We start from the raw sequence: 17882 nt of genomic DNA, 5'->3' as shown, positions 1-17882 counted from the left end.
CCCCACCCCACCCCCGTCAACCCGGTACCCACCGGAACCCCCCTGAGGAGCAGAGCTGTGAGCGGCAAGGGCGCACCCGTACTGAGCGTGAAGAACTGCGGCGACCTCCGGGTGGCCGTGATCGCGGCCCAGTGGCACGAGAAGGTCATGGACGGCCTGGTGGACGGAGCCCTGCGGGCCCTGCACGAGCTGGGCATCGACGAGCCCACCCTGCTGCGCGTCCCGGGCAGCTTCGAGCTCCCGGTCGTCGCCAAGGTCCTCGCCGGCCGCGGCTACGACGCCATCGTCGCGCTCGGCGTGGTCATCCGCGGTGGCACCCCGCACTTCGACTACGTCTGCCAGGGCGTCACCCAGGGCCTGGTCCAGGTGTCGATCGACACCGGGGTCCCCGTCGGCTTCGGCGTCCTGACCTGCGACAACGACGATCAGGCGCTGGACCGCGCCGGCCTGGAGGGCTCGAACGAGGACAAGGGGCACGAAGCGGTCACCGCCGCCGTCTCCACCGCCATGACCCTGCGCACCGTCAGCGAGCCCTGGCGGTAGTCCGCGGAGGGAGTCCACGGAGTGAACCCCGGCACCGGGGGGCCCGGGTGAAGCCGTACCCTAAGGGCATCATGGCGAACACACCCGTTAAGACCTTCGAAGAGCTCTTCGCCGAGCTCCAGCTCAAGGCCGCCGACGGCGACCCCAGCACCTCCCGCACCGCCGAGCTCGTCGGCAAGGGCGTCCATGCCATCGGCAAGAAGATCGTCGAGGAGGCCGCCGAGGTCTGGATGGCCGCCGAGCACGAGGGCAAGGACGCCGCTGCCGAGGAGATCTCCCAGCTGCTCTACCACGTCCAGGTGATGATGGTGGCGCGCGGGATCTCCCTCGACGACGTCTACGCCCACCTCTAGGCCGGAGCTCTCCACCCCGGGCCCCCCGCCCCCATCCCCTTACGCACCTACGCACGAAGGAAGCCCCATGCTGCGCATCGCCGTCCCCAACAAGGGTTCGCTCTCAGGACCGGCGTCGGAGATGCTCCATGAGGCCGGCTACCGCCAGCGCAAGGAGTCCAAGGAACTCGTCACGGTCGACCCCGACAACGAGGTCGAGTTCTTCTACCTCCGCCCGAAGGACATCGCGATCTACGTCGCGTCGGGCAAGCTCGACATCGGCATCACCGGCCGCGACCTGCTGCTGGACTCCGGGGCCAACGCCGAGGAGATCCTGCCGCTGAACTTCGGCCGCTCCACCTTCCGCTACGCCACCAAGCCCGGCACCGCGAAGGGCCCCGAGGACTTCGGCGGGATGACGATCGCCACCTCCTACGAGGGCATCGTCGCCAAGCACCTCGCCGACCTCGGGGTGGACGCCTCCGTCGTCCACCTGGACGGCGCCGTCGAGACCGCCATCGAGCTCGGCGTCGCACAGGTCATCGCCGACGTCGTCGAGACCGGCACCAGCCTGCGCAACGCCGGCCTGGAGGTCGTCGGCGAGCCGATCCTCAAGTCCGAGGCGACCGTCATCCGCCGCACCGGCGCCGGCGACGACGACCCGAAGGTCGGGCAGTTCCTGCGCCGCCTCCAGGGCGTCCTCGTGGCCCGCAGCTACGTGATGATGGACTACGACTGCCGCGCCGAGCACCTGGAGCGCGCCGTCGCCCTCACCCCGGGCCTGGAGTCGCCGACCATCTCCCCGCTCCACAACGAGGGCTGGGTCGCCGTCCGCGCCATGGTCCCCGCCAAGGAGGCCCAGCGGATCATGGACGACCTGTACGAACTCGGCGCGCGCGCGATCCTCACCACCTCCATCCACGCCTGCCGCCTCTAGGCCGTCCGGCCCCGACCCGGTCACCCGGCCGGGCCATCCGCCGCCTCCCGTACGCCATACCCAGAAGGCTTCACCGCACCATGAGCGAGTCCGCCGCCCAGCCCGCCCTGCCCGAACTCCCGGTCACCTTCCGGCCGAACCGTACCCGGGCGGTGCTGCTGGGCGTCGGCCTCGTCATGTTCGCCACCATCACGGCGATCGCGCTGCTCCTGGAGAACCTCGGCCCCGGCGAGCGGGTCAGCTTCATCGTCACCGCCGTCCTGATGGGCTCCGTCCTCGTCCTGCTCAGCCGCCCCAAGGTGGTCGCCGACGAGGCCGGGGTCACCGTGGTCAACCTCACCACCACCCGCCGCCTGGAGTGGGCGCAGATCCTGCGAGTCAACCTCCGCCCCGGCGACCCGTGGGTGTTCCTCGACCTGAACGACGGCACCAGCCTGCCCGCCCTGGGCATCCAGCCCGGCATCGCCAAGGCCCGCGCCATCGGCGACGCCCGCGCCCTGCGCGCCCTCGCCGAGACCCGCGGGACCGGCACCCTCGGCCACTGAGCCGGCCGGACCCCGTCGCTGCGTCCCATTGCGGCGGCGATCTCAATGACTACCCTGGTGGGGCGGCGCACCACTGCGCCCACCCACCCGCCCCGGGACCCCGTGGCCCGTGGGCACCTGCGACCAGAGGAGTGACTCCCTCCAGCAATGGACGGATCGTCCGGTAGTACCCGCGCCGCCCTCCCCGTGGAGGCGGCGGCATGACCATCCCGCTACTCCTGCTCGTGGCGGCATTCGCCCTGATCCTCGCCAACGGTTTCTTCGTGGCGGCCGAGTTCGGCCTCGTCACGGTCGAGAAGCCCGAGGCCGAACGGGCCGCAGCCGACGGTGACCGCCGTGCCCGCACGGTGGTCGAAGCCCTGCGGGAGCTGTCCTTCCAGCTCTCGGGCACCCAGCTCGGCATCACCATCACCTCCCTCGTCGTCGGCATGCTCGCCGAGCCGGCGCTCGCCGCGCTGCTGTCGGGGCCCCTCGCCGCGACCGGCCTGCCCGCGGGAGCCGTCCCCGGCGCCGCCGTCCTCATCGGCATGCTGCTCGCCTCCGCCGTCCAGATGGTCGTCGGCGAGCTCGTGCCGAAGAACTGGGCGGTCTCGAAGCCGCTCCAGGTGGCGAGGTTCGTGGCCGGCCCCCAGCAGGCCTTCTCCCGGGCCCTGCGGCCCGTCATCGCCGGCCTCAACTCCGTCGCGAACCGCCTCGTGCGGGCGCTCGGCGTCGAGCCCGCCGAGGAGATGGCCTCCGCCCGCACCCCCGGCGAACTGGTCTCCCTGGTCCGCCATTCGGCCCAGGCCGGCGCCCTCGAACAGGACACCGCCGACCTCTTCGTGCGGACCCTCTCGCTGGGCGAGCTCACCGCCCAGCACGTCATGACCCCCCGCGTGAAGGTCAGCGCACTCCAGGACTCGGCCACCGCGGCCGACGTCCTGAACCTGACCCGTGCCACCGGCCTGTCCCGCTTCCCGGTCTACCGTGAGCGCATCGACGAGATCACCGGGGTCGTCCACCTCAAGGACGCCCTCGCCGTGCGCGAGTCCGAGCGCGCCCGCACGACCGTCGGCCGGATCTGCGTCGCCCCGCTGCTGGTGCCCGGCTCCCTGCCGGTGCAGCCGCTGCTGGAGCGCCTGCGCAGCGAACAGCCGATGGCCGTCGTGGTCGACGAGTACGGCGGCACCGCCGGCGTGGTCACCCTGGAGGACATCGTGGAGGAACTCGTCGGCGAGGTCCGCGACGAGCACGACTTCGCCGAGGACGACAGCCCCGAGCTGGCCGTCGTCCCCGCCGAGGACGGCCGCCCCTCCTGGGAGGCCGACGGCAGCTGCCGCGTGCACACCCTGCGCCGCATAGGCCTGGAGGTGCCCGAGGGCCCGTACGAGACCGTCGCCGGCCTCGTCGCCGACCTCCTGGGCCGGATCCCCGCCCCCGGGGACCGGGCCGAGCTGCCCGGCTGGAAGCTGTCCGTACGTCAGGTCCGCCGCAACCGCGCCGAGCGGGTCCGGCTGGTCCGCCTGACGGCCGCGCCGCACACCGCCACCGAGGCCCTCCCGCAGCCCGCCCGCCCCGCCGGGCGGCAGCGCGGCGAGCAGCAGCTGGAAGGCGCCGCCCGATGAACGCCCTCCAACTGCTCTTCGCCCTGCTCCTGGTCCTGGCCAACGGTTTCTTCGTCGGCGCCGAGTTCGCGCTCGTCTCCGTCCGCCGCAGCCAGATCGAGCCCCTGGCGGCCGGCTCCACACGGGCCCGGCAGGTGCTGTACGGCCTGGAGAACCTGCCGCGCATGATGGCCGCCGCCCAGTTCGGCATCACCCTGTGTTCGCTCACCCTCGGCGCCGTCGCCGAGCCCACCGTGGCCCGGCTGCTGGAGCCCGTCTTCGAGGCCGTCCACGTCCCCGAGGGGCTGGTCCACCCGCTGGGCTACGCCGTCGCGCTGGCCGCCGTGGTCTTCCTGCACCTGGTCATCGGCGAGATGGTCCCCAAGAACCTCGCCATGGCCGCCCCCGAGAAGACCGCCCTGTGGTTCAGCCCCGGCCTGGTGGCCTTCGCCCGCGTCTGCGGGCCGGTCACCACCGCCCTGGGCGCCTGCGCGGCGCTCGTCCTGCGGCTCTTCAAGGTGGAGCCCAAGGACGAGGTCGAGGCCGTCTACACCAGTGCGCAGCTCGGCCGGCTCGTCGAGGACTCCCGGCAGGCCGGGCTCCTCGAACCGGTCGAGCAGGAGCGCCTGGAGGACGCCCTGGAACTGGGCAGCCGCCCGGTCACCGACGTCCTGCTGGCCCCGGGCCGGCTCGTCACCGTCGGCCCGGCCGTCACCCCCCGCCAGATCGAGCAGCTGACCGTGCGCACCGGCTACTCGCGCTTCCCGGTCCGCTCCGAAAGCGGGGCCTTCATGGGCTACCTCCACGTCAAGGACGTCCTGGACCTGGAGGACCGGGAGCGGGCCGTGCCCCAGCGGGTCTGGCGCCGGATGACCACGCTGTGCTCGACGCTGCCGCTCGACGACGCGTTGACCGTCATGCGCCGGGACGCCACCCACCTGGCGCAGGTGGCGGGTCCCTCGGGCCGGATCCTGGGCCTGGTGGCCCTGGAGGACGTCCTGGAGATGCTGGTGGGCGAGGTCCGCGACCCCGCCCACCGCGTCCCGGCCCGCCGCCACCGGGAACGCGCCCTGACCGGCTGACGCCGAGAGGTCCCCTCACGGCCCTTCCACCGTTCACCGGGGCAAGCCCCGGACCCCGTACGTGCGCAGCACATTCCAGCCCCGCCGGCGTCTGAGGCGCGGGGCCCGGGGCGGAGCCCCGGGGAACGGTGGAAGGGCGGGCAGGGGGGAGACGGCTCCGCGCAGCGGCACCCACGGCGGAGCGGCACGGCACAATGGCCCCGTGGACCCGGACACGGAAGCCGTACTCGAGGCCATCGGCCCCAGACTCCGCACGCTCCGCCGCGACCGCGGCCTCACCCTGGAGGCCCTGGCCGCCGTCACCGGAATCTCGGTGAGCACGCTCTCCCGCCTGGAGTCCGGCAAACGCCGCCCCACCCTGGAGCTCCTGCTCCCGCTGGCCCGGGCGCACCGCGTCGCCCTCGACCAGCTGGTCGGCGCCCCGGCGACCGGCGACCCGCGGGTCCACCTGGAACCCGTCGGAAAGCACGGCACCGTCATCGTCCCGCTGACCCGCTACCCGGGCCGGATCCAGGTCTTCAAGCAGGTCCTGACCCCGCGCGAGCCCCGGCTGGTGACCCACGAGGGCTACGAGTGGTGCTACGTCCTCGCCGGGCGGCTGCGCCTGCTCCTCGGGGGCGAGGAGCACGTCCTGAGCCCCGGCGAGGTGGCCGAGTTCGACACCGCCCGGCCCCACTGGTTCGGCCCGGCCGACGGGGACGCCGTGGAGATCCTGCACCTGTTCGGCCCCCGCGGGGACCAGGCCGTCGTCCGCGCGGGCCCGCAGGCCCCCTGACGGCCCGCCGGACTACAGCGGCGGCGACTCCGGCCGCTCCTGGGGCCCCCGCCCCGACAGGACCTCCCCGTACGCCTGCATCAGGTCCGCCAGCCGGAGCGTCGCCAGGTCGTCGCGCGAGGGCTCGCCGGCGAAGCCCGCCAGCCGCAGGTCCCGGTAGGCGCAGCTCTTCTCGTACAGGGTGCGCAGGAAGCGGCCGTTGCCGAGCTCGTCGATCCAGCCCTGCTCCACCACGTGCCCGCTGATGCTGCGGAGCTCCTCCAGGGCCTCCTCGTCCCAGCAGTCCCCGTTCGCGTCCGCCAGCACCCCGCCGATCGCGGTCAGCTCGGCCGGCCGGTAGCTCGGGAAGTCCACCCGGGTGGTGAACCGCGAGGACAGCCCGGGGTTGGCGGCCAGCAGCCGGTCCATGCCGGCCGGATAGCCCGCCAGGATCACCACCAGGTGGTCCCGGTTGTCCTCGGCGCGCTTGAGCAGCACCTGGAGGGCCTCGTCCCCGTACGCGTCGCCCTTGCTGTAGCCGGAGTTGGACAGGCTGTACGCCTCGTCCACGAACAGCACCCCGCCGATCGCCGAGTCGATCAGGTCGTTCGCCTTGACCGCGGTCTGGCCGAGGAACTCGCCGACGAGGTCGGCCCGTTGCGCCTCCACCAGGTGGTCGCCGCCGAGCAGCCCCAGCGCGTAGAACACCCGCCCGAGGATCCGTGCCACGGTGGTCTTGCCCGTCCCCGACGGCCCCGAGAAGACGAAGTGCCGCTTCGGCGGCTGCACCGGAAGCCCCTGCGCCGCCCGCAGCCCGGCCATGTGCAGCTGCGCCGAGAGGGCCTTCACCTGCCGCTTCACCGGCTCCAGGCCCACCATCCGCTCCAGCTCGGCCAGGGCCTCGGCCAGGGCCTGCGGATCGGCCGGCCCGGCGGGCAGCCCGGCGGGCGCGCCCTGCGCGGGGAGGGTCGCCTTGTGCCGTACGCCCTCCAGACGGCCCGTTCCGGCCGACGGCCCGAAGCGCGGGTCCGGCGGCTCGCCGGGCGTCGGCGGATCGGCGTCCACCTGCCCGTCCGGAGCCACGTCCTGGACGGGCCCGCCGCCCGCGCCGCCGCCCAGTGAGGCCACCGCCGCGTAGTCCCCGCCGGCCGGGGAGAGCCCGTGCCCGGCGAAGCCCTCGGACAGGTGGCCGCCGTACCCGGCGTACCCGGCCGCGTCCGCCATCCCGGCCATGTCGTCGGGGTCGGTGCTGTCCTCGATGGCCGTCAGCCGCGCCGCCGTGTCCATGAACGCCGGGTCCACCCGGTGCACGGCCCGGTACAGGGGCAGCGCCGCCGCGCTGCGCCCGGTGCCCTCGCGGGCCCGGGCCAGCCAGTACCGCAGCTCCTTGCGCTGGGGCTGCTCGCTGCGGCAGCGCATCAGCGCCGCCGAGAGCATCGGCTCCGCCTGCCCGTACATCTCCAGCCGGACCCGGGCCATCCCGCCGAAGAGCCCTGCCTCGATGCCCAGCAGCGGATCGTGCACCAGCGGCTCGGTGTGCCGTACGAGCTGCTCCCAGTCCTTGACCAGGTAGGCCCGGCAGGCGTGCAGGAAGCGCACCTGTGGATCGGTGTCCACCGGGGGCAGCGCCGCCAGGGCCTGGTCCAGCTCCGGGACGTGCCGGCCGTCCAGCCAGTGCGAGGCGTGGGCCAGCAGCAGGTCCCGCCGGCTCTCCAGCACCGGCTGCACCCACCAGCCCAGCCAGTACCAGGAGTTCAGGGTCCGCCGGTGCCGGGTGCGCTGCTCGCCGAAGCGGTCCCGGTGGGCGTACATGCGCAGTAAGGCGTTGGTGGTGTCCGCGCGCAGCGCGTGCAGTCCCAGCCAGGCGTCGGCCATCGACGGGTCGAGGCCGACGGCCGTGCGGAACTCCTCCTCGGCCTGCGGGTAGGCGCCCATGGTGCAGGCATCGACCCCGCGCAGCCAGGCGAGTTCGGCCGGGGCGTGTGCGCCGCCCGGCATGCCGAAGTCCATCACGTCCCCCACAAGCCTGCCCGTGGCACGCGGCAACCCCCGCGCCGAGCGCGCGAGTTGTCCACCCGGCCGATGAAATCAGGGCTGCATCGTACCTGCGGTGACGCACCTTACCCAGGGTGCGGTCGACACGGCTCGGGGGTGTGCCCCGCAGTCGGGCGGTGACTCAGGGTGAGGAGCGGTGGATGGAGTAGTTCGCCCCGCACCCCGCCGCGACCGGATCCGGGCAGAACGAAGCCCCCGATCACGGGGGAACAACCGGGGGCTTCGCGTCCGCGGCGGCCTTCGCAGACCGCGCATTCAGAACGTAAGGCCGCATCAGGGCCCGGGTCAAGCGGGTCGGGAAAGCCCTCCGGGGTATGTCGAGCGGGGCGGCTCAGGTCTGGGGGAGTCCGTCACGGTCGGTGAGTGCGGAGGGCGTTCCGGGCGTCGCAGAAATCCCGGAAGTCCACTCGTATCCCGTACCGCTCTGGTGCACCAGGGTGTCCGCGAAGGGGCGCGAAGGGTCGTGGGAGAAGTGCGCGAGTTCGGCGCGCTCCCATCCGTCCCAGAAATCGGAGAGTTCGCGCCCGTCCCTCCTGCGCCCCCGGCCCCAGGAGGTCTCGCGGGAGGTCTCCATCCACAGCAGCCGCGCCAGATGCGGGCGCAGCGCCCTCCGCCCGGCCCCGACCCCCTCGACGATCAGCACCGGCGCGGGCTCCAGCACCCGCTCGGCTCCGAAGCGGCGCCCGACCCAGTCGTACGGGGCCCAGTGCGCGGGCCGCCCGGCGGCCAGCGGCTCCACCACCTGCGCCCGTAGCCGCCCCCACCAGTCGAACGGCTCGCTGTGGGTGGCCACGTCGTCCAGGTGGAGCACCGGCGCGCCGCCCAGGGCGGCGGCCAGCCGGTCCGCGAAGGTGCTCTTCCCCGACCCCGCGTGCCCGTCGACCCCGATCAGCCGTACGGGGCCCAGGGAGGGCGGCAGGGCGGCGAGCTCCCCCGCGAGTGACTCCAGTGACTGCTGTGGTTCCACCCGGCCAGCGTATGTCCCCCGGGCGCCCCGACCGCGACACGGCCCCGAGCTTCGCCGCACCACCACCGGGAACTGGAAGGGTGGACCAGTCGATCCACCGCACCGACCCCTGGGGGCCACGCCGATGACCGCACCCACGCCACGCAGGGCCCTGCTGGCCGTCGTCCTCGCCGCGGCCACCGCGGCCTCCCTGCCCGCGGGCCGGGCCTCCGCCGCAGGCGCGGGCACTCCTGGCGCGGACACCTCCGGCCCGGACACCTCCGGCCCGGACACCTCCCGGCCGGCACCGGACCGCGCCACCGGACCCGACGGGGCCGTCGGCGCCGCCGCCGCGGGGGCCGCGACGGTGGACAACCGGTTCTGGTACGCGCACGCCCACTGGCGGGCCGGCACGCACCGCGGCACCACCGCCGTCGACGGCGCCCGCCCGGGCCTGGAGATCGCGGCCCCGGCCGGCCGGACCGACTACACCGACCCGCACACCGGCCGGAAGGCGGCCTGGGAGTACGCCACCTGGACGTCCCCGGTGCACCGCTGCGCCGTCCCCGCCACCGAGGCCGTCGCCTCGTGGAACGCCCGCACCCCGGCCGGCACCTGGATCCAGACCGAGCTGCGCGTCACCTACCCGGACGGGACGGTGGGCCCCTGGTACGTGATGGGCCGCTGGGCGGCCGGGGACGGCGACATGCGCCGCACCTCGGTCGACGGTCAGACCGACGGCCGGACCACCGTCTGGACCGACACCCTGGCCGTCGACGCCCCGGCCGCGGCGGCCGGCCTGCGGATCACGCACTGGCAGCTGCGGCTGACCCTCCACCGCAAGCCCGGCGCCGGCCGCGGCCCCACGGTGTGGCTGGCCGGGGCGATGGCCTCCGACGTCCCGGACCGCTTCACCGTCCCGGCCTCCGCCCCCTCCGGCAGGGCCCACGAGCTGACGGTCCCGCGCTACTCGCAGGAGGTGCACACCGGCCAGTACCCGGAGTACGACAACGGCGGCGAGGCCTGGTGCAGCCCCACCTCCTCCCAGATGGTCATCGAGTACTGGGGCCGCAGGCCCAGTGCCGCCTCCCTGGCCTGGGTCGCCCCCGGGTACGCCGACCCCCAGGTCTGCCACGCGGCCCGCTCCACCTACGACGCCGCCTACAAGGGCTGCGGCAACTGGCCCTTCAACGCCGCCTACGCCGCCACCTACCGCGACCTGGCCGGCGTCGTGACCCGGCTGGGCTCCCTCGCCGACCTGGAGACCCTGGTCGCCGTCGGCATCCCGGTCATCACCTCCCAGTCCTTCCGCCGCGAGGAGCTGACGGGCGCGGGCTACGGCACCGCGGGCCACCTGATGACCGTGATCGGCTTCACCGCCGCCGGGGACGTCGTCGCCAACGACCCGAACTCGGCGGACAACGCCTCCGTCCGTCGCGTCTACAAGCGCCGGGAGTGGGAGAACGTCTGGCTGCGCACCAAACGCCGCAACGCCGACGGCAAGACCGTCTCCGGCAGCGGCGGGGTCTGCTACCTGTACGCCCCGTCCCGGCCGACGGAGGCGCAGATCGCCGCGCTGCGCCGGGTCGGGGTCCTGTGAGGCGAGATCCTTCGCACATCCGCTCGCACGAAGGGCTTAACGGGTCGAATATGGGCATAAAGCGCATATAAGGCTTCTCACAGGAGGCGGCGCACCATGACGACTCATCCGAGCATCGAACACCACCCGGACCTTGCCGAGATGCGCACTCGGTTCGAGCGGGTGACGAGTACCCCGGCCGCGCAGGCCGTGGAGGCGCTGGCCCTGATCACGGGCCTCTACCTGGCCGCTTCGGCGTGGATCGCCGGGTTCAGCGCGCTGAGCCCGCTGGCCATCAACAACCTCATCGCGGGAGTGGCCTTCTGCCTGTGCATGGGCGGCATGGGGTCGGCCTACGAGCGCACGCACGCGATGGCCTGGACCGCGGTCGCGATCGGGGCCTGGACCATCGTGGCCCCCTGGGTGATGGCCGGCGCGATGGACACCACCCGCAGCATCCTCAGCAACGTGATCACCGGCGCGGTCGCCCTGTGCCTCGGCCTTGCCATGGTCTCCCTCGGCGGGCGCCCGCGCGCGACCCGTAAGACCACCTGACCGCCACGCGCCTCCTGCCGGGCCCCGGCTCCGCCTCCCCTCCCGGAGGCCGCCGGGGCCCGGCGGCGTGTGACCCTTGCCATATACCGCGAATGCCGCGAACGCTGGCACATTGGACGGCATGACCGCACACGCCGCCGCCCTCGCCGCCCGCGCCCGCAGCCTCGCCGGCACCGGCGGCCCCCGGGAATCCGCCTGGCTGGAGCACGTCCTCGGCTGGACGCTGGTGGTCGTCGTGGCCATGTTCGTCACCCGGCTCGGCTGGCTGTAGCCCCCGCGGCTCGGCCGGGGTCGGGACGTCTCCGGCCGCAGCCCGTCGGTGACGGTCGCGTCGGCGGTGGCCGGCGCCCTCTCGGGGCCGACCCGGATCATGAAGACGAACGGCGGGATCGCCGGCGGAGCCGGCGGCCGGTCCGGGCTGAAGGGCGGGCGCGGCACGGCAGCCCCTCGACGCACCCGCTGAACCGCGTCAGGTACGGCGTGACGTCCCCGCGCAGCTCCATGAGGCGAGCCCCTTGCCGCTCGGCTTCGAGGAGGGGACCCGGAACCCGCCCCCGACCCGGCGAAGGATGCGGCGGGCGCGTCCTGGGCCATGACCGGTCGACCGGCCTCCGGCGGGCTTCCTGCCGTCCTCGCCCATGAGGTCCCTCCCGTACACTGCGGGAACTCCTGTGGCAGACAGTTCGGGGCTTCGAGGCTAGGGCCGGATTTGAATCATAGTCAACAGCGTGGCAGGACGAGCCGATCGCAGGTCCGCAGGGCCGAACTCATAGCGATCGGGCGGAAGTTGTTCGCCGACACCTCGTACGACGCCCTCTCCATGGACGACATCGCCCAGCACGCGGGCGTCGCCAAGGGGCTCGTCTACTACTACTTCAAGAGCAAACGCGGCTACTACCTCGCCATTGTCGAGGACTCCGTCGCCCAGCTCGTCGCCCGCGCCACCGGCGAGCCCGAACTCCCGGGCGCCGAGCGGCTGCGCCGCACCGTCGACGGCTACCTGCAGTACGCCCAGAACCACCACGCCGCCTACCGGACCATCGTCACCGGCGGCGTCGGCTCCGACGTCGAGGTCCTCGCGATACGCGACGCCGTCCGCGAGGAGCTCCTGGCCGCCATCGCCGAGGGTGCCTACGGCCGCCCCGCCGTCCCGCCGCTGGCCCGGCTCGCCCTCGTCGGCTGGCTCTCCGGGGTGGAGGGCGCCACCCTCGACTGGATCGGCTCCGCCGCCGCGGAGGGGCGGCCCGACCGGTCCGCGCTCGCCGGACTCCTGGTCCGTCAGCTGCGCGCGACGCTCACCGTGATCGAGGAACTCGTCCCCGAATGTCCCGCTCCTCCGGTCGCTCCCGAGGAGGCTTCGAGTACCCCGGATGATCATGGCAATCCTGTACCGGTGACGTAAAGCGCCTGATCGGGCATACTCAAGCCGCCGCAGCCGCTGTTCGAGCCCTTCCGCGACCCGGGAGGGCAGCATCGGCTGTGAGAGCACCGAGACCCGGCGGCGCGTACCACACCTCACGCGTCGCCGCCGTGCCCGACGAGGGAGGAGAGCGCCGCCATGACCGACCGCGCCCCGCAGCCGGTGGACCGTCAGCTGCCCACCGAGGAGTCCCGGGACCTCCTCGCGCTCGTACGCGAGATCGCCCAGCGGGAGGTCCGCCCCAAGGCCGCCGAGGAGGAGGACGCCGGGCGCTTCCCCCGCGAGGTCTTCACCCTGCTCTCCGAGTCCGGGCTGCTGGGCCTGCCGTACGCCGGAGAGTTCGGCGGCGGCGACCAGCCGTACGAGGTCTACCTCCAGGTCCTGGAGGAGCTCGCGGCCGCCCGCCTGACCGTCGGCCTCGGCGTCAGCGTCCACTCCCTGGCCTGCCACGGCCTGGCCGGCTACGGCACCAAGGAGCAGCGCGCCGCCCACCTGCCCGACATGCTCGGCGGCGGGCTCCTGGGCGCCTACTGCCTCTCCGAGCCGGCCTCCGGCTCGGACGCCGCCTCGCTCACCACCAAGGCCGTCCGCGACGGCGACGACTGGGTGATCACCGGCACCAAGGCCTGGATCACCCACGGCGGCGTCGCCGACTTCTACACCGTCCTCGCCCGCACCGGCGCTTCCGGCGCCAAGGGCATCACGGCCTTCCTTGTGCCCGGGGACGCGGAGGGCCTGACGGCCGCCGTCCCCGAGAAGAAGATGGGCATGAAGGGCTCGCCCACCGCCCAGCTGCACTTCGACGGCGTACGCGTCCCCGACGCCCGCCGGATCGGCGAGGAGGGCCAGGGCTTCACCATCGCGCTGGCCGCCCTCGACGCGGGCCGGCTCGGGATCGCCGCCTGCGCCATCGGCGTCGCCCAGGCCGCCCTCGACGAGGCCGTCTCCTACGCGCTCGGCCGCAAGCAGTTCGGGCACCCGATCGCAGACTTCCAGGGGCTGCGCTTCATGCTGGCCGACATGGCCACCAAGATCGAGGCGGGCCGCGCGCTCTACCTCGCGGCCGCACGGCTGCGCGACGCCGGCCGGCCGTTCTCCCGGCAGGCGGCGATGGCCAAGCTGTTCTGCACCGACGCGGCGATGGCTGTCACCACGGACGCCGTGCAGATCCTCGGCGGCTACGGCTACACCGCGGACTTCCCGGTGGAGCGCCTGATGCGCGAGGCCAAGGTGCTCCAGATCGTGGAGGGCACGAACCAGATCCAGCGCATGGTCATCGCCCGCCACCTGGCCGGCCCCGAGACCCGCTGACGGCGAAGGCCCCGCCCGGGCCTGTGGCCGGCGCGGGGCCCTGGCCGGACCCTCACCGGGGCCGCTCGGCCGGCGAGGCGTGCTCGGCCCGCCCCGGCGGCGGCGGGCCGCTTCCCGTCGCCGCGGCCCAGCGGCCCGGACGGCCGCCCCGCCGCTGCTCGGCGCCCTGTCGTTCCCGCGCCCACCGGGCCCGGCCCGGGTCCCGCCACGCCCGCGACGGCCTGGAGGCCCCGGACGTCCCGTGACGTCATCGCCCGCCGTGACCCGAACCCGGCGCGCGCCCGGCGGTTCAGCCGCCGAAGAGCGGGCCGGAGGGCCAGACCGGGGCGGAGGCGATCCGGGACCAGTCCGGGTCGCGCCGACCCGGCAGGGTCCGGCCGTCGGCGGCCCAGCGGGCGAGCAGGGCGGTGTAGATCGGCGGATCGGGGTGGCCCCGGTATCCCGCCGGGCCCGGCCGGGGCGGTTCGTACGCGGCCTGCCGAACCGCCTGCGCGGCCGGGCGGTGAACCGATTCTTCGCGGTCCTGCGGAGCGGGGCGCCGCCTGCGGCCCGCCCGTGGCGAGGGCGTCTCGAGGGTGGTCATGCACGGCCAACGCGGGACCCGGCACACGGGTAACCCCCCGCCGCCCGCGTCCATCCGTTCGAGCCCTCCGCGTGCGACCGCACCCCCCGCGCGGGGCCACGGAGTCGGCCGGGTCCGTGGCCAGGAGTGCCGGGCTGTCAGGGTGTGCCACGACCCTGGTCGCGAGCGCGGGATCTGACGTACCGTCATATCCGCTCGCCCGGCACCGCGCCGGAACCCGCGCCCAGGAGGTTCGCCATGCCCGCCGACCGTCCCGTGCCCCTCGACGAGTACCCCGTCCACCAGGCCCCGCTGTCGATGAAGCACCTGGTCACGGGCGACCGCAACGCCTACGACCGCTGTATCTTCCACGTCTTCGACCACGCCGGCCGCGCCGTCCTCATCCTCGGCCTCGGCGTCTACCCCAACGCCGGGGTCATCGACGCCTACGCCACCCTGCGCCTCGGCGACGAGCTCCTCGCCGTCCGGGCCTCCGACGCCCTCACCGACGACCGGACGAACCTCTCGGTCGGCCCCCTGTCGATCACCGTCGACGCTCCGCTCAAGCGGCTCACCCTGCGCTGCGACCCCGACCCCGAGGACCCGCGCGGCCTCTCGTGCGACGTCACCTGGACCGCGGAGTTCCCCGCCGTCTGGGAGCCCCATCACGTCCAGCGGCGCGGCGACCGCCTCATGCTGGAGGGCCGGCGGTTCGTCCAGGCCGGCGGCGTCACCGGCACCGTCCGGGCCCGCGGCGAGGAGTTCGCCCTGACCCCGGGGGAGTGGACCGGCACCCGCGACCGCAGCTGGGGGGTGCGCCCGATACCGGGCGAGGACGGCGGCCGGGCCGCCGAGGAGCACCGGCCCGAGGGCTTCCACTGGCTCTGGATCCCCGTCCGCTTCGAGGACCGCTTCCTCATGGTCGTCGTCCAGGAGGACGCCGACGGCCACCGCACCCTGAACGAGGCCGTCCAGGTCTTCCCCGAGGACAGCGGCCGCCACGACGTCCAGCTCGGCTGGCCCCACACCGAGATCCGCTACCGCTCCGGCACCCGGCACCCCGAGCGGGCCGTCGTCCACCTCACCGACCCCTCCCGCAAACCCCTCGAACTCGGGGTGGAGGTCCTGGCCTCCTCCCCGCTCGCCGTGGGGGCCGGCTACCCGCCCGCCGCGGACTGGCAGCACGGCAGCTGGCAGGGCCGCGGCTGGACCGACCGCCGCGTCTACGATCTCTCCGACCCCGCCGCCCACCCCATGGCCGCCTTCGGGGTCACCGACCACGCGGCCCGCTTCACCCTGGACGGCCGGACCGGCTTCGGGATCTTCGAACACGGCAGCTTCGGCCGCCACGACCCCAGCGGCTTCGCCGACTACACCTCGGTAGCCCCCTGACCAGCCCCGATCCGGAGAGGAGCACCACATGACGGCACCACGCCCCCGCACCTCCACCCGAGAGCCCGAGGAACTCGGCCGCCGCCTCACGGCCTGGCTCGACCGCCGGCTGCCCGGCGCGAAGGTCACCGGCACCTCCGTCCCCGGCACCAACGGCATGTCCAGCGAGACCCTGCTCTTCGACGTCGATCACCCCGACGCCCCCGTCCGCTCCTGCGCGCTGCGCCTCGCCGCCGACCCGGCCGCCTACACCGTCTTCCCCGCCTACGACATGCCCCGCCAGCACCGCGTGATGGGCCTGGTCGCCGAGCACACCGACCTCCCCGTCCCGCGCGTGCTCTGGCTGGAGGAGGACCCCGCCCCGCTGGGCTCGCCCTTCTTCGTGATGGCCCGCGCCGAGGGCCGCGTACCGCCCGACGTCATGCCCTACACCTATGAGGGGAACTGGCTGCACTCCGCGACCGACGCCCAGCGCGCCGAACTTCAGGAGGCCACCATCTCCCTCCTCGCCCGCCTGCACGACCAGTTCCCGGCCGAGGAGGCCCGGTTCCTGCTCCCGGCGGGCGAGGGCAGCCCGCTGCGCCGGCACGTCGAAGCGCAGCGTGCCTACTACGCGTGGGTGGTGGACGGCCTGGCCCGCTCCCCCCTCCTGGAGCGGGCCTTCGACCGGCTGGAGGAGCTGTGGCCGGCCGACGAGGGCGACCCCGTCCTCAACTGGGGCGACGCCCGCATCGGCAACGTCGTCTACGACGGCTTCCGGCCGGCCGCGGTCCTCGACTGGGAGATGGCGGCCTGCGCCCCGCGCGAGGTCGACCTCGGCTGGACCGTCTACCTGCACCGCTTCTTCCAGGACCTGACCGTGGGCTTCGGCCAGCCCGGCCTGCCGGACTTCCTGCGCCGCGAGGACCTGGAGTGCCGGTACGCCGAGCTCACCGGGCACACCCCGCGGGACATGGAGTTCCACACCCTCTACGCCGCCCTGCGGCACGGCATCGTGATGCTGCGCATCGCCTACCGGCAGGCGTACTTCGGGGAGGCCGACGTCCCCGCGGATCCGGACGGCCTGATCCTGCACCACGCCGCCCTGGCGGCCATGGTGCAGGGCACCTACTGGTAGCGGAGGTCAGGCAGCCTGCGCGTGCTCGCGCTTCTGCGGCAGCGGGACCGCGGCCGGCCGTACGGGACGCGAGCCCGGACCGCCGACGTGCGAGAAGGGCTGCGTCCGCCAGTCGAGACCCTGCGGCAGCGTCAGGTGCACGACGGCCTCCAGCTCCGGCTGCTCCGACTGGAGCAGGCCCACCGTCGGCAGCGCGTCCGCGACCGGGCGGCCCGTGCCCGCGCACACCGTGAGCCCGAACGGGTTCCAGGGGGTCAGGCACAGGGCGTGCTCCGGGAGGTGCTCCTCCTCCGCGACGAGGGCGATCGACTGCCCGCAGTCGGGGCAGATCGCGTGGTGGATCTCGAACCCCTCGGCGTCGGCGGGTTCGAGGCAGTCGTCGTCCTCCGCGTACTCGGCGGCGAGCGGTTCCAGGGGCTCCGGTTCGGTGCGACCGGCGCGCTTGGTGTTCAGCATGGATGTACTCCCCCTTGGATGGGCCGGGCGGGCAGGTTCTTCGGCCACGGCCACACCAAGCACTTCCCGCCACGCGGCACGAGTAACCGCGAGAGCGGGATGTACGCCCGTACATGTCTGTGGCTTTCGTCACATGCCCGCCGCAGGTGCCACTTCTGCGTGGACACCGCTGTGCCTGGAGCGGTGCTGGGCCTTAGGTTGAGCGGCTATGAGCGCAATGGAGGAGCTGGACCGCCAGATCGTGGATCTGCTCGTGCGGGACGGGCGGATGAGCTACACGGACCTGGGCAAGGCCACGGGCCTGTCCACGTCGGCGGTCCACCAGCGAGTACGCAGGCTGGAGCAGCGCGGCGTCATCCGCGGATACGCGGCCGTGGTCGACCCCGAGGCCGTCGGGCTCCCCCTCACGGCCTTCATCTCGGTCAAGCCGTTCGACCCGAGCGCGCCGGACGACATCGCGGACCGGCTGGCGGGCGTCCCGGAGATCGAGGCCTGCCACAGCGTCGCGGGCGACGAGAACTACATCCTCAAGGTCCGCGTGGCCACCCCCCTGGAGCTGGAGGACCTCCTGGGCCGCCTCCGGGCCCTGGCCCACGTCTCCACCCGCACCACGGTGGTCCTCAGCACCCCCTACGAGGCCCGTCCACCACGCGTCTAGCCGTCCGGGGGCGCGGAACCGCCCCCACCCGGGGCGAACCGCACCCCCCGCAGGG

Annotated in this window: 19 protein-coding genes; 15 read left to right on the top strand and 4 right to left on the bottom strand. The window is 73.9% G+C overall.

Going from position 1 to position 17882, the window contains the following annotated elements:
• Nucleotides 1–57 precede the first annotated feature (57 nt).
• The 7 genes from ribH to ACFY15_RS22520 all read left to right on the top strand — a co-directional run bounded on the left by ribH (nt 58) and on the right by ACFY15_RS22520 (nt 5797).
• A complete protein-coding gene (gene ribH / locus ACFY15_RS22550) occupies nt 58–543 on the top strand; it encodes a 6,7-dimethyl-8-ribityllumazine synthase (RefSeq protein ID WP_390688598.1) in 486 nt (161 codons plus the stop codon).
• Between the two features lie 71 nt (nt 544–614).
• Complete coding sequence (locus ACFY15_RS22545; protein WP_390688599.1) at nt 615–896, top strand: phosphoribosyl-ATP diphosphatase; 282 nt, start codon at nt 615–617, stop codon at nt 894–896.
• A 67-nt stretch (nt 897–963) separates the two neighbouring features.
• Complete coding sequence (gene hisG / locus ACFY15_RS22540) at nt 964–1812, top strand: ATP phosphoribosyltransferase (RefSeq protein ID WP_390688600.1); 849 nt, start codon at nt 964–966, stop codon at nt 1810–1812.
• 80 nt (nt 1813–1892) lie between these two features.
• Complete coding sequence (locus ACFY15_RS22535; RefSeq protein WP_390688601.1) at nt 1893–2357, top strand: PH domain-containing protein; 465 nt, start codon at nt 1893–1895, stop codon at nt 2355–2357.
• A 200-nt stretch (nt 2358–2557) separates the two neighbouring features.
• Nucleotides 2558–3961 (top strand): hemolysin family protein, encoded by a 1404-nt coding sequence (locus ACFY15_RS22530; protein WP_390688602.1) that lies wholly within the window; start codon nt 2558–2560, stop codon nt 3959–3961.
• Complete coding sequence (locus ACFY15_RS22525; RefSeq protein WP_390688603.1) at nt 3958–5022, top strand: hemolysin family protein; 1065 nt, start codon at nt 3958–3960, stop codon at nt 5020–5022. The genes ACFY15_RS22530 and ACFY15_RS22525 overlap by 4 nt, the downstream gene beginning before the upstream one ends.
• 202 nt (nt 5023–5224) lie before the next feature.
• Nucleotides 5225–5797, top strand: a complete 573-nt coding sequence (locus ACFY15_RS22520; RefSeq protein WP_390688604.1) for a helix-turn-helix domain-containing protein — start codon at nt 5225–5227, stop codon at nt 5795–5797.
• A gap of 12 nt (nt 5798–5809) precedes the next feature.
• On the opposite strand, the gene ACFY15_RS22515 is transcribed toward ACFY15_RS22520, so the two are convergent.
• Nucleotides 5810–7786: an AAA family ATPase gene (locus ACFY15_RS22515; protein ID WP_390688605.1), complete on the bottom strand. Its 1977-nt coding sequence runs from the start codon at nt 7784–7786 to the stop codon at nt 5810–5812.
• Nucleotides 7787–8162: 376 nt separating this feature from the next.
• Nucleotides 8163–8798: a uridine kinase gene (locus ACFY15_RS22510; RefSeq protein ID WP_390688606.1), complete on the bottom strand. Its 636-nt coding sequence runs from the start codon at nt 8796–8798 to the stop codon at nt 8163–8165.
• Nucleotides 8799–8922: 124 nt separating this feature from the next.
• On the opposite strand from ACFY15_RS22510, the gene ACFY15_RS22505 reads away from it, so the two are divergent.
• The 5 genes from ACFY15_RS22505 (at nt 8923) to ACFY15_RS22485 (ending at nt 13642) form a co-directional block, all read left to right on the top strand.
• Nucleotides 8923–10377 (top strand): peptidase C39 family protein, encoded by a 1455-nt coding sequence (locus ACFY15_RS22505; RefSeq protein ID WP_390825991.1) that lies wholly within the window; start codon nt 8923–8925, stop codon nt 10375–10377.
• Between the two features lie 96 nt (nt 10378–10473).
• A complete protein-coding gene (locus ACFY15_RS22500) occupies nt 10474–10911 on the top strand; it encodes an SPW repeat protein (protein ID WP_390688716.1) in 438 nt (145 codons plus the stop codon).
• A 121-nt stretch (nt 10912–11032) separates the two neighbouring features.
• Nucleotides 11033–11182: an SCO1431 family membrane protein gene (locus ACFY15_RS22495; RefSeq protein WP_390688717.1), complete on the top strand. Its 150-nt coding sequence runs from the start codon at nt 11033–11035 to the stop codon at nt 11180–11182.
• 438 nt (nt 11183–11620) lie between these two features.
• Nucleotides 11621–12313 carry a TetR/AcrR family transcriptional regulator gene (locus ACFY15_RS22490; RefSeq protein WP_390688718.1) on the top strand — a complete coding sequence of 231 codons (693 nt, stop codon included), beginning with the start codon at nt 11621–11623 and terminating at the stop codon, nt 12311–12313.
• Between the two features lie 156 nt (nt 12314–12469).
• Nucleotides 12470–13642, top strand: coding sequence for an acyl-CoA dehydrogenase family protein (locus ACFY15_RS22485; RefSeq protein ID WP_390688719.1), 1173 nt, complete (start codon nt 12470–12472; stop codon nt 13640–13642).
• A 289-nt stretch (nt 13643–13931) separates the two neighbouring features.
• Here ACFY15_RS22485 and ACFY15_RS22480 read toward each other — a convergent pair whose 3' ends face one another.
• A complete protein-coding gene (locus ACFY15_RS22480) occupies nt 13932–14225 on the bottom strand; it encodes a hypothetical protein (protein ID WP_390688720.1) in 294 nt (97 codons plus the stop codon).
• Between the two features lie 237 nt (nt 14226–14462).
• Between ACFY15_RS22480 and ACFY15_RS22475 the strand changes: the two genes are divergently transcribed.
• A complete protein-coding gene (locus ACFY15_RS22475) occupies nt 14463–15596 on the top strand; it encodes a hypothetical protein (protein ID WP_390688721.1) in 1134 nt (377 codons plus the stop codon).
• A 28-nt stretch (nt 15597–15624) separates the two neighbouring features.
• The gene (locus tag ACFY15_RS22470; protein ID WP_390825990.1) at nt 15625–16713 is read left to right on the top strand and encodes a phosphotransferase family protein; all 1089 of its coding nucleotides are present in this window, start codon (nt 15625–15627) and stop codon (nt 16711–16713) included.
• A gap of 6 nt (nt 16714–16719) precedes the next feature.
• Here ACFY15_RS22470 and ACFY15_RS22465 read toward each other — a convergent pair whose 3' ends face one another.
• Nucleotides 16720–17169: a hypothetical protein gene (locus ACFY15_RS22465; protein WP_390688723.1), complete on the bottom strand. Its 450-nt coding sequence runs from the start codon at nt 17167–17169 to the stop codon at nt 16720–16722.
• A 217-nt stretch (nt 17170–17386) separates the two neighbouring features.
• Between ACFY15_RS22465 and ACFY15_RS22460 the strand changes: the two genes are divergently transcribed.
• Entirely contained in the window at nt 17387–17827 is a 441-nt protein-coding gene (locus ACFY15_RS22460) for an Lrp/AsnC family transcriptional regulator (protein WP_030011705.1), read from the top strand.
• The last annotated feature ends 55 nt before the right edge of the window (nt 17828–17882 follow it).

Origin of the sequence: Streptomyces sp. NPDC001373 (assembly GCF_042895815.1) — a bacterium.
Lineage (GTDB): Bacteria > Actinomycetota > Actinomycetes > Streptomycetales > Streptomycetaceae > Streptomyces.
The sequence above is the reverse complement of the archived record's forward strand: the minus strand, read 5'-3'. Positions and strand labels throughout refer to the sequence as shown.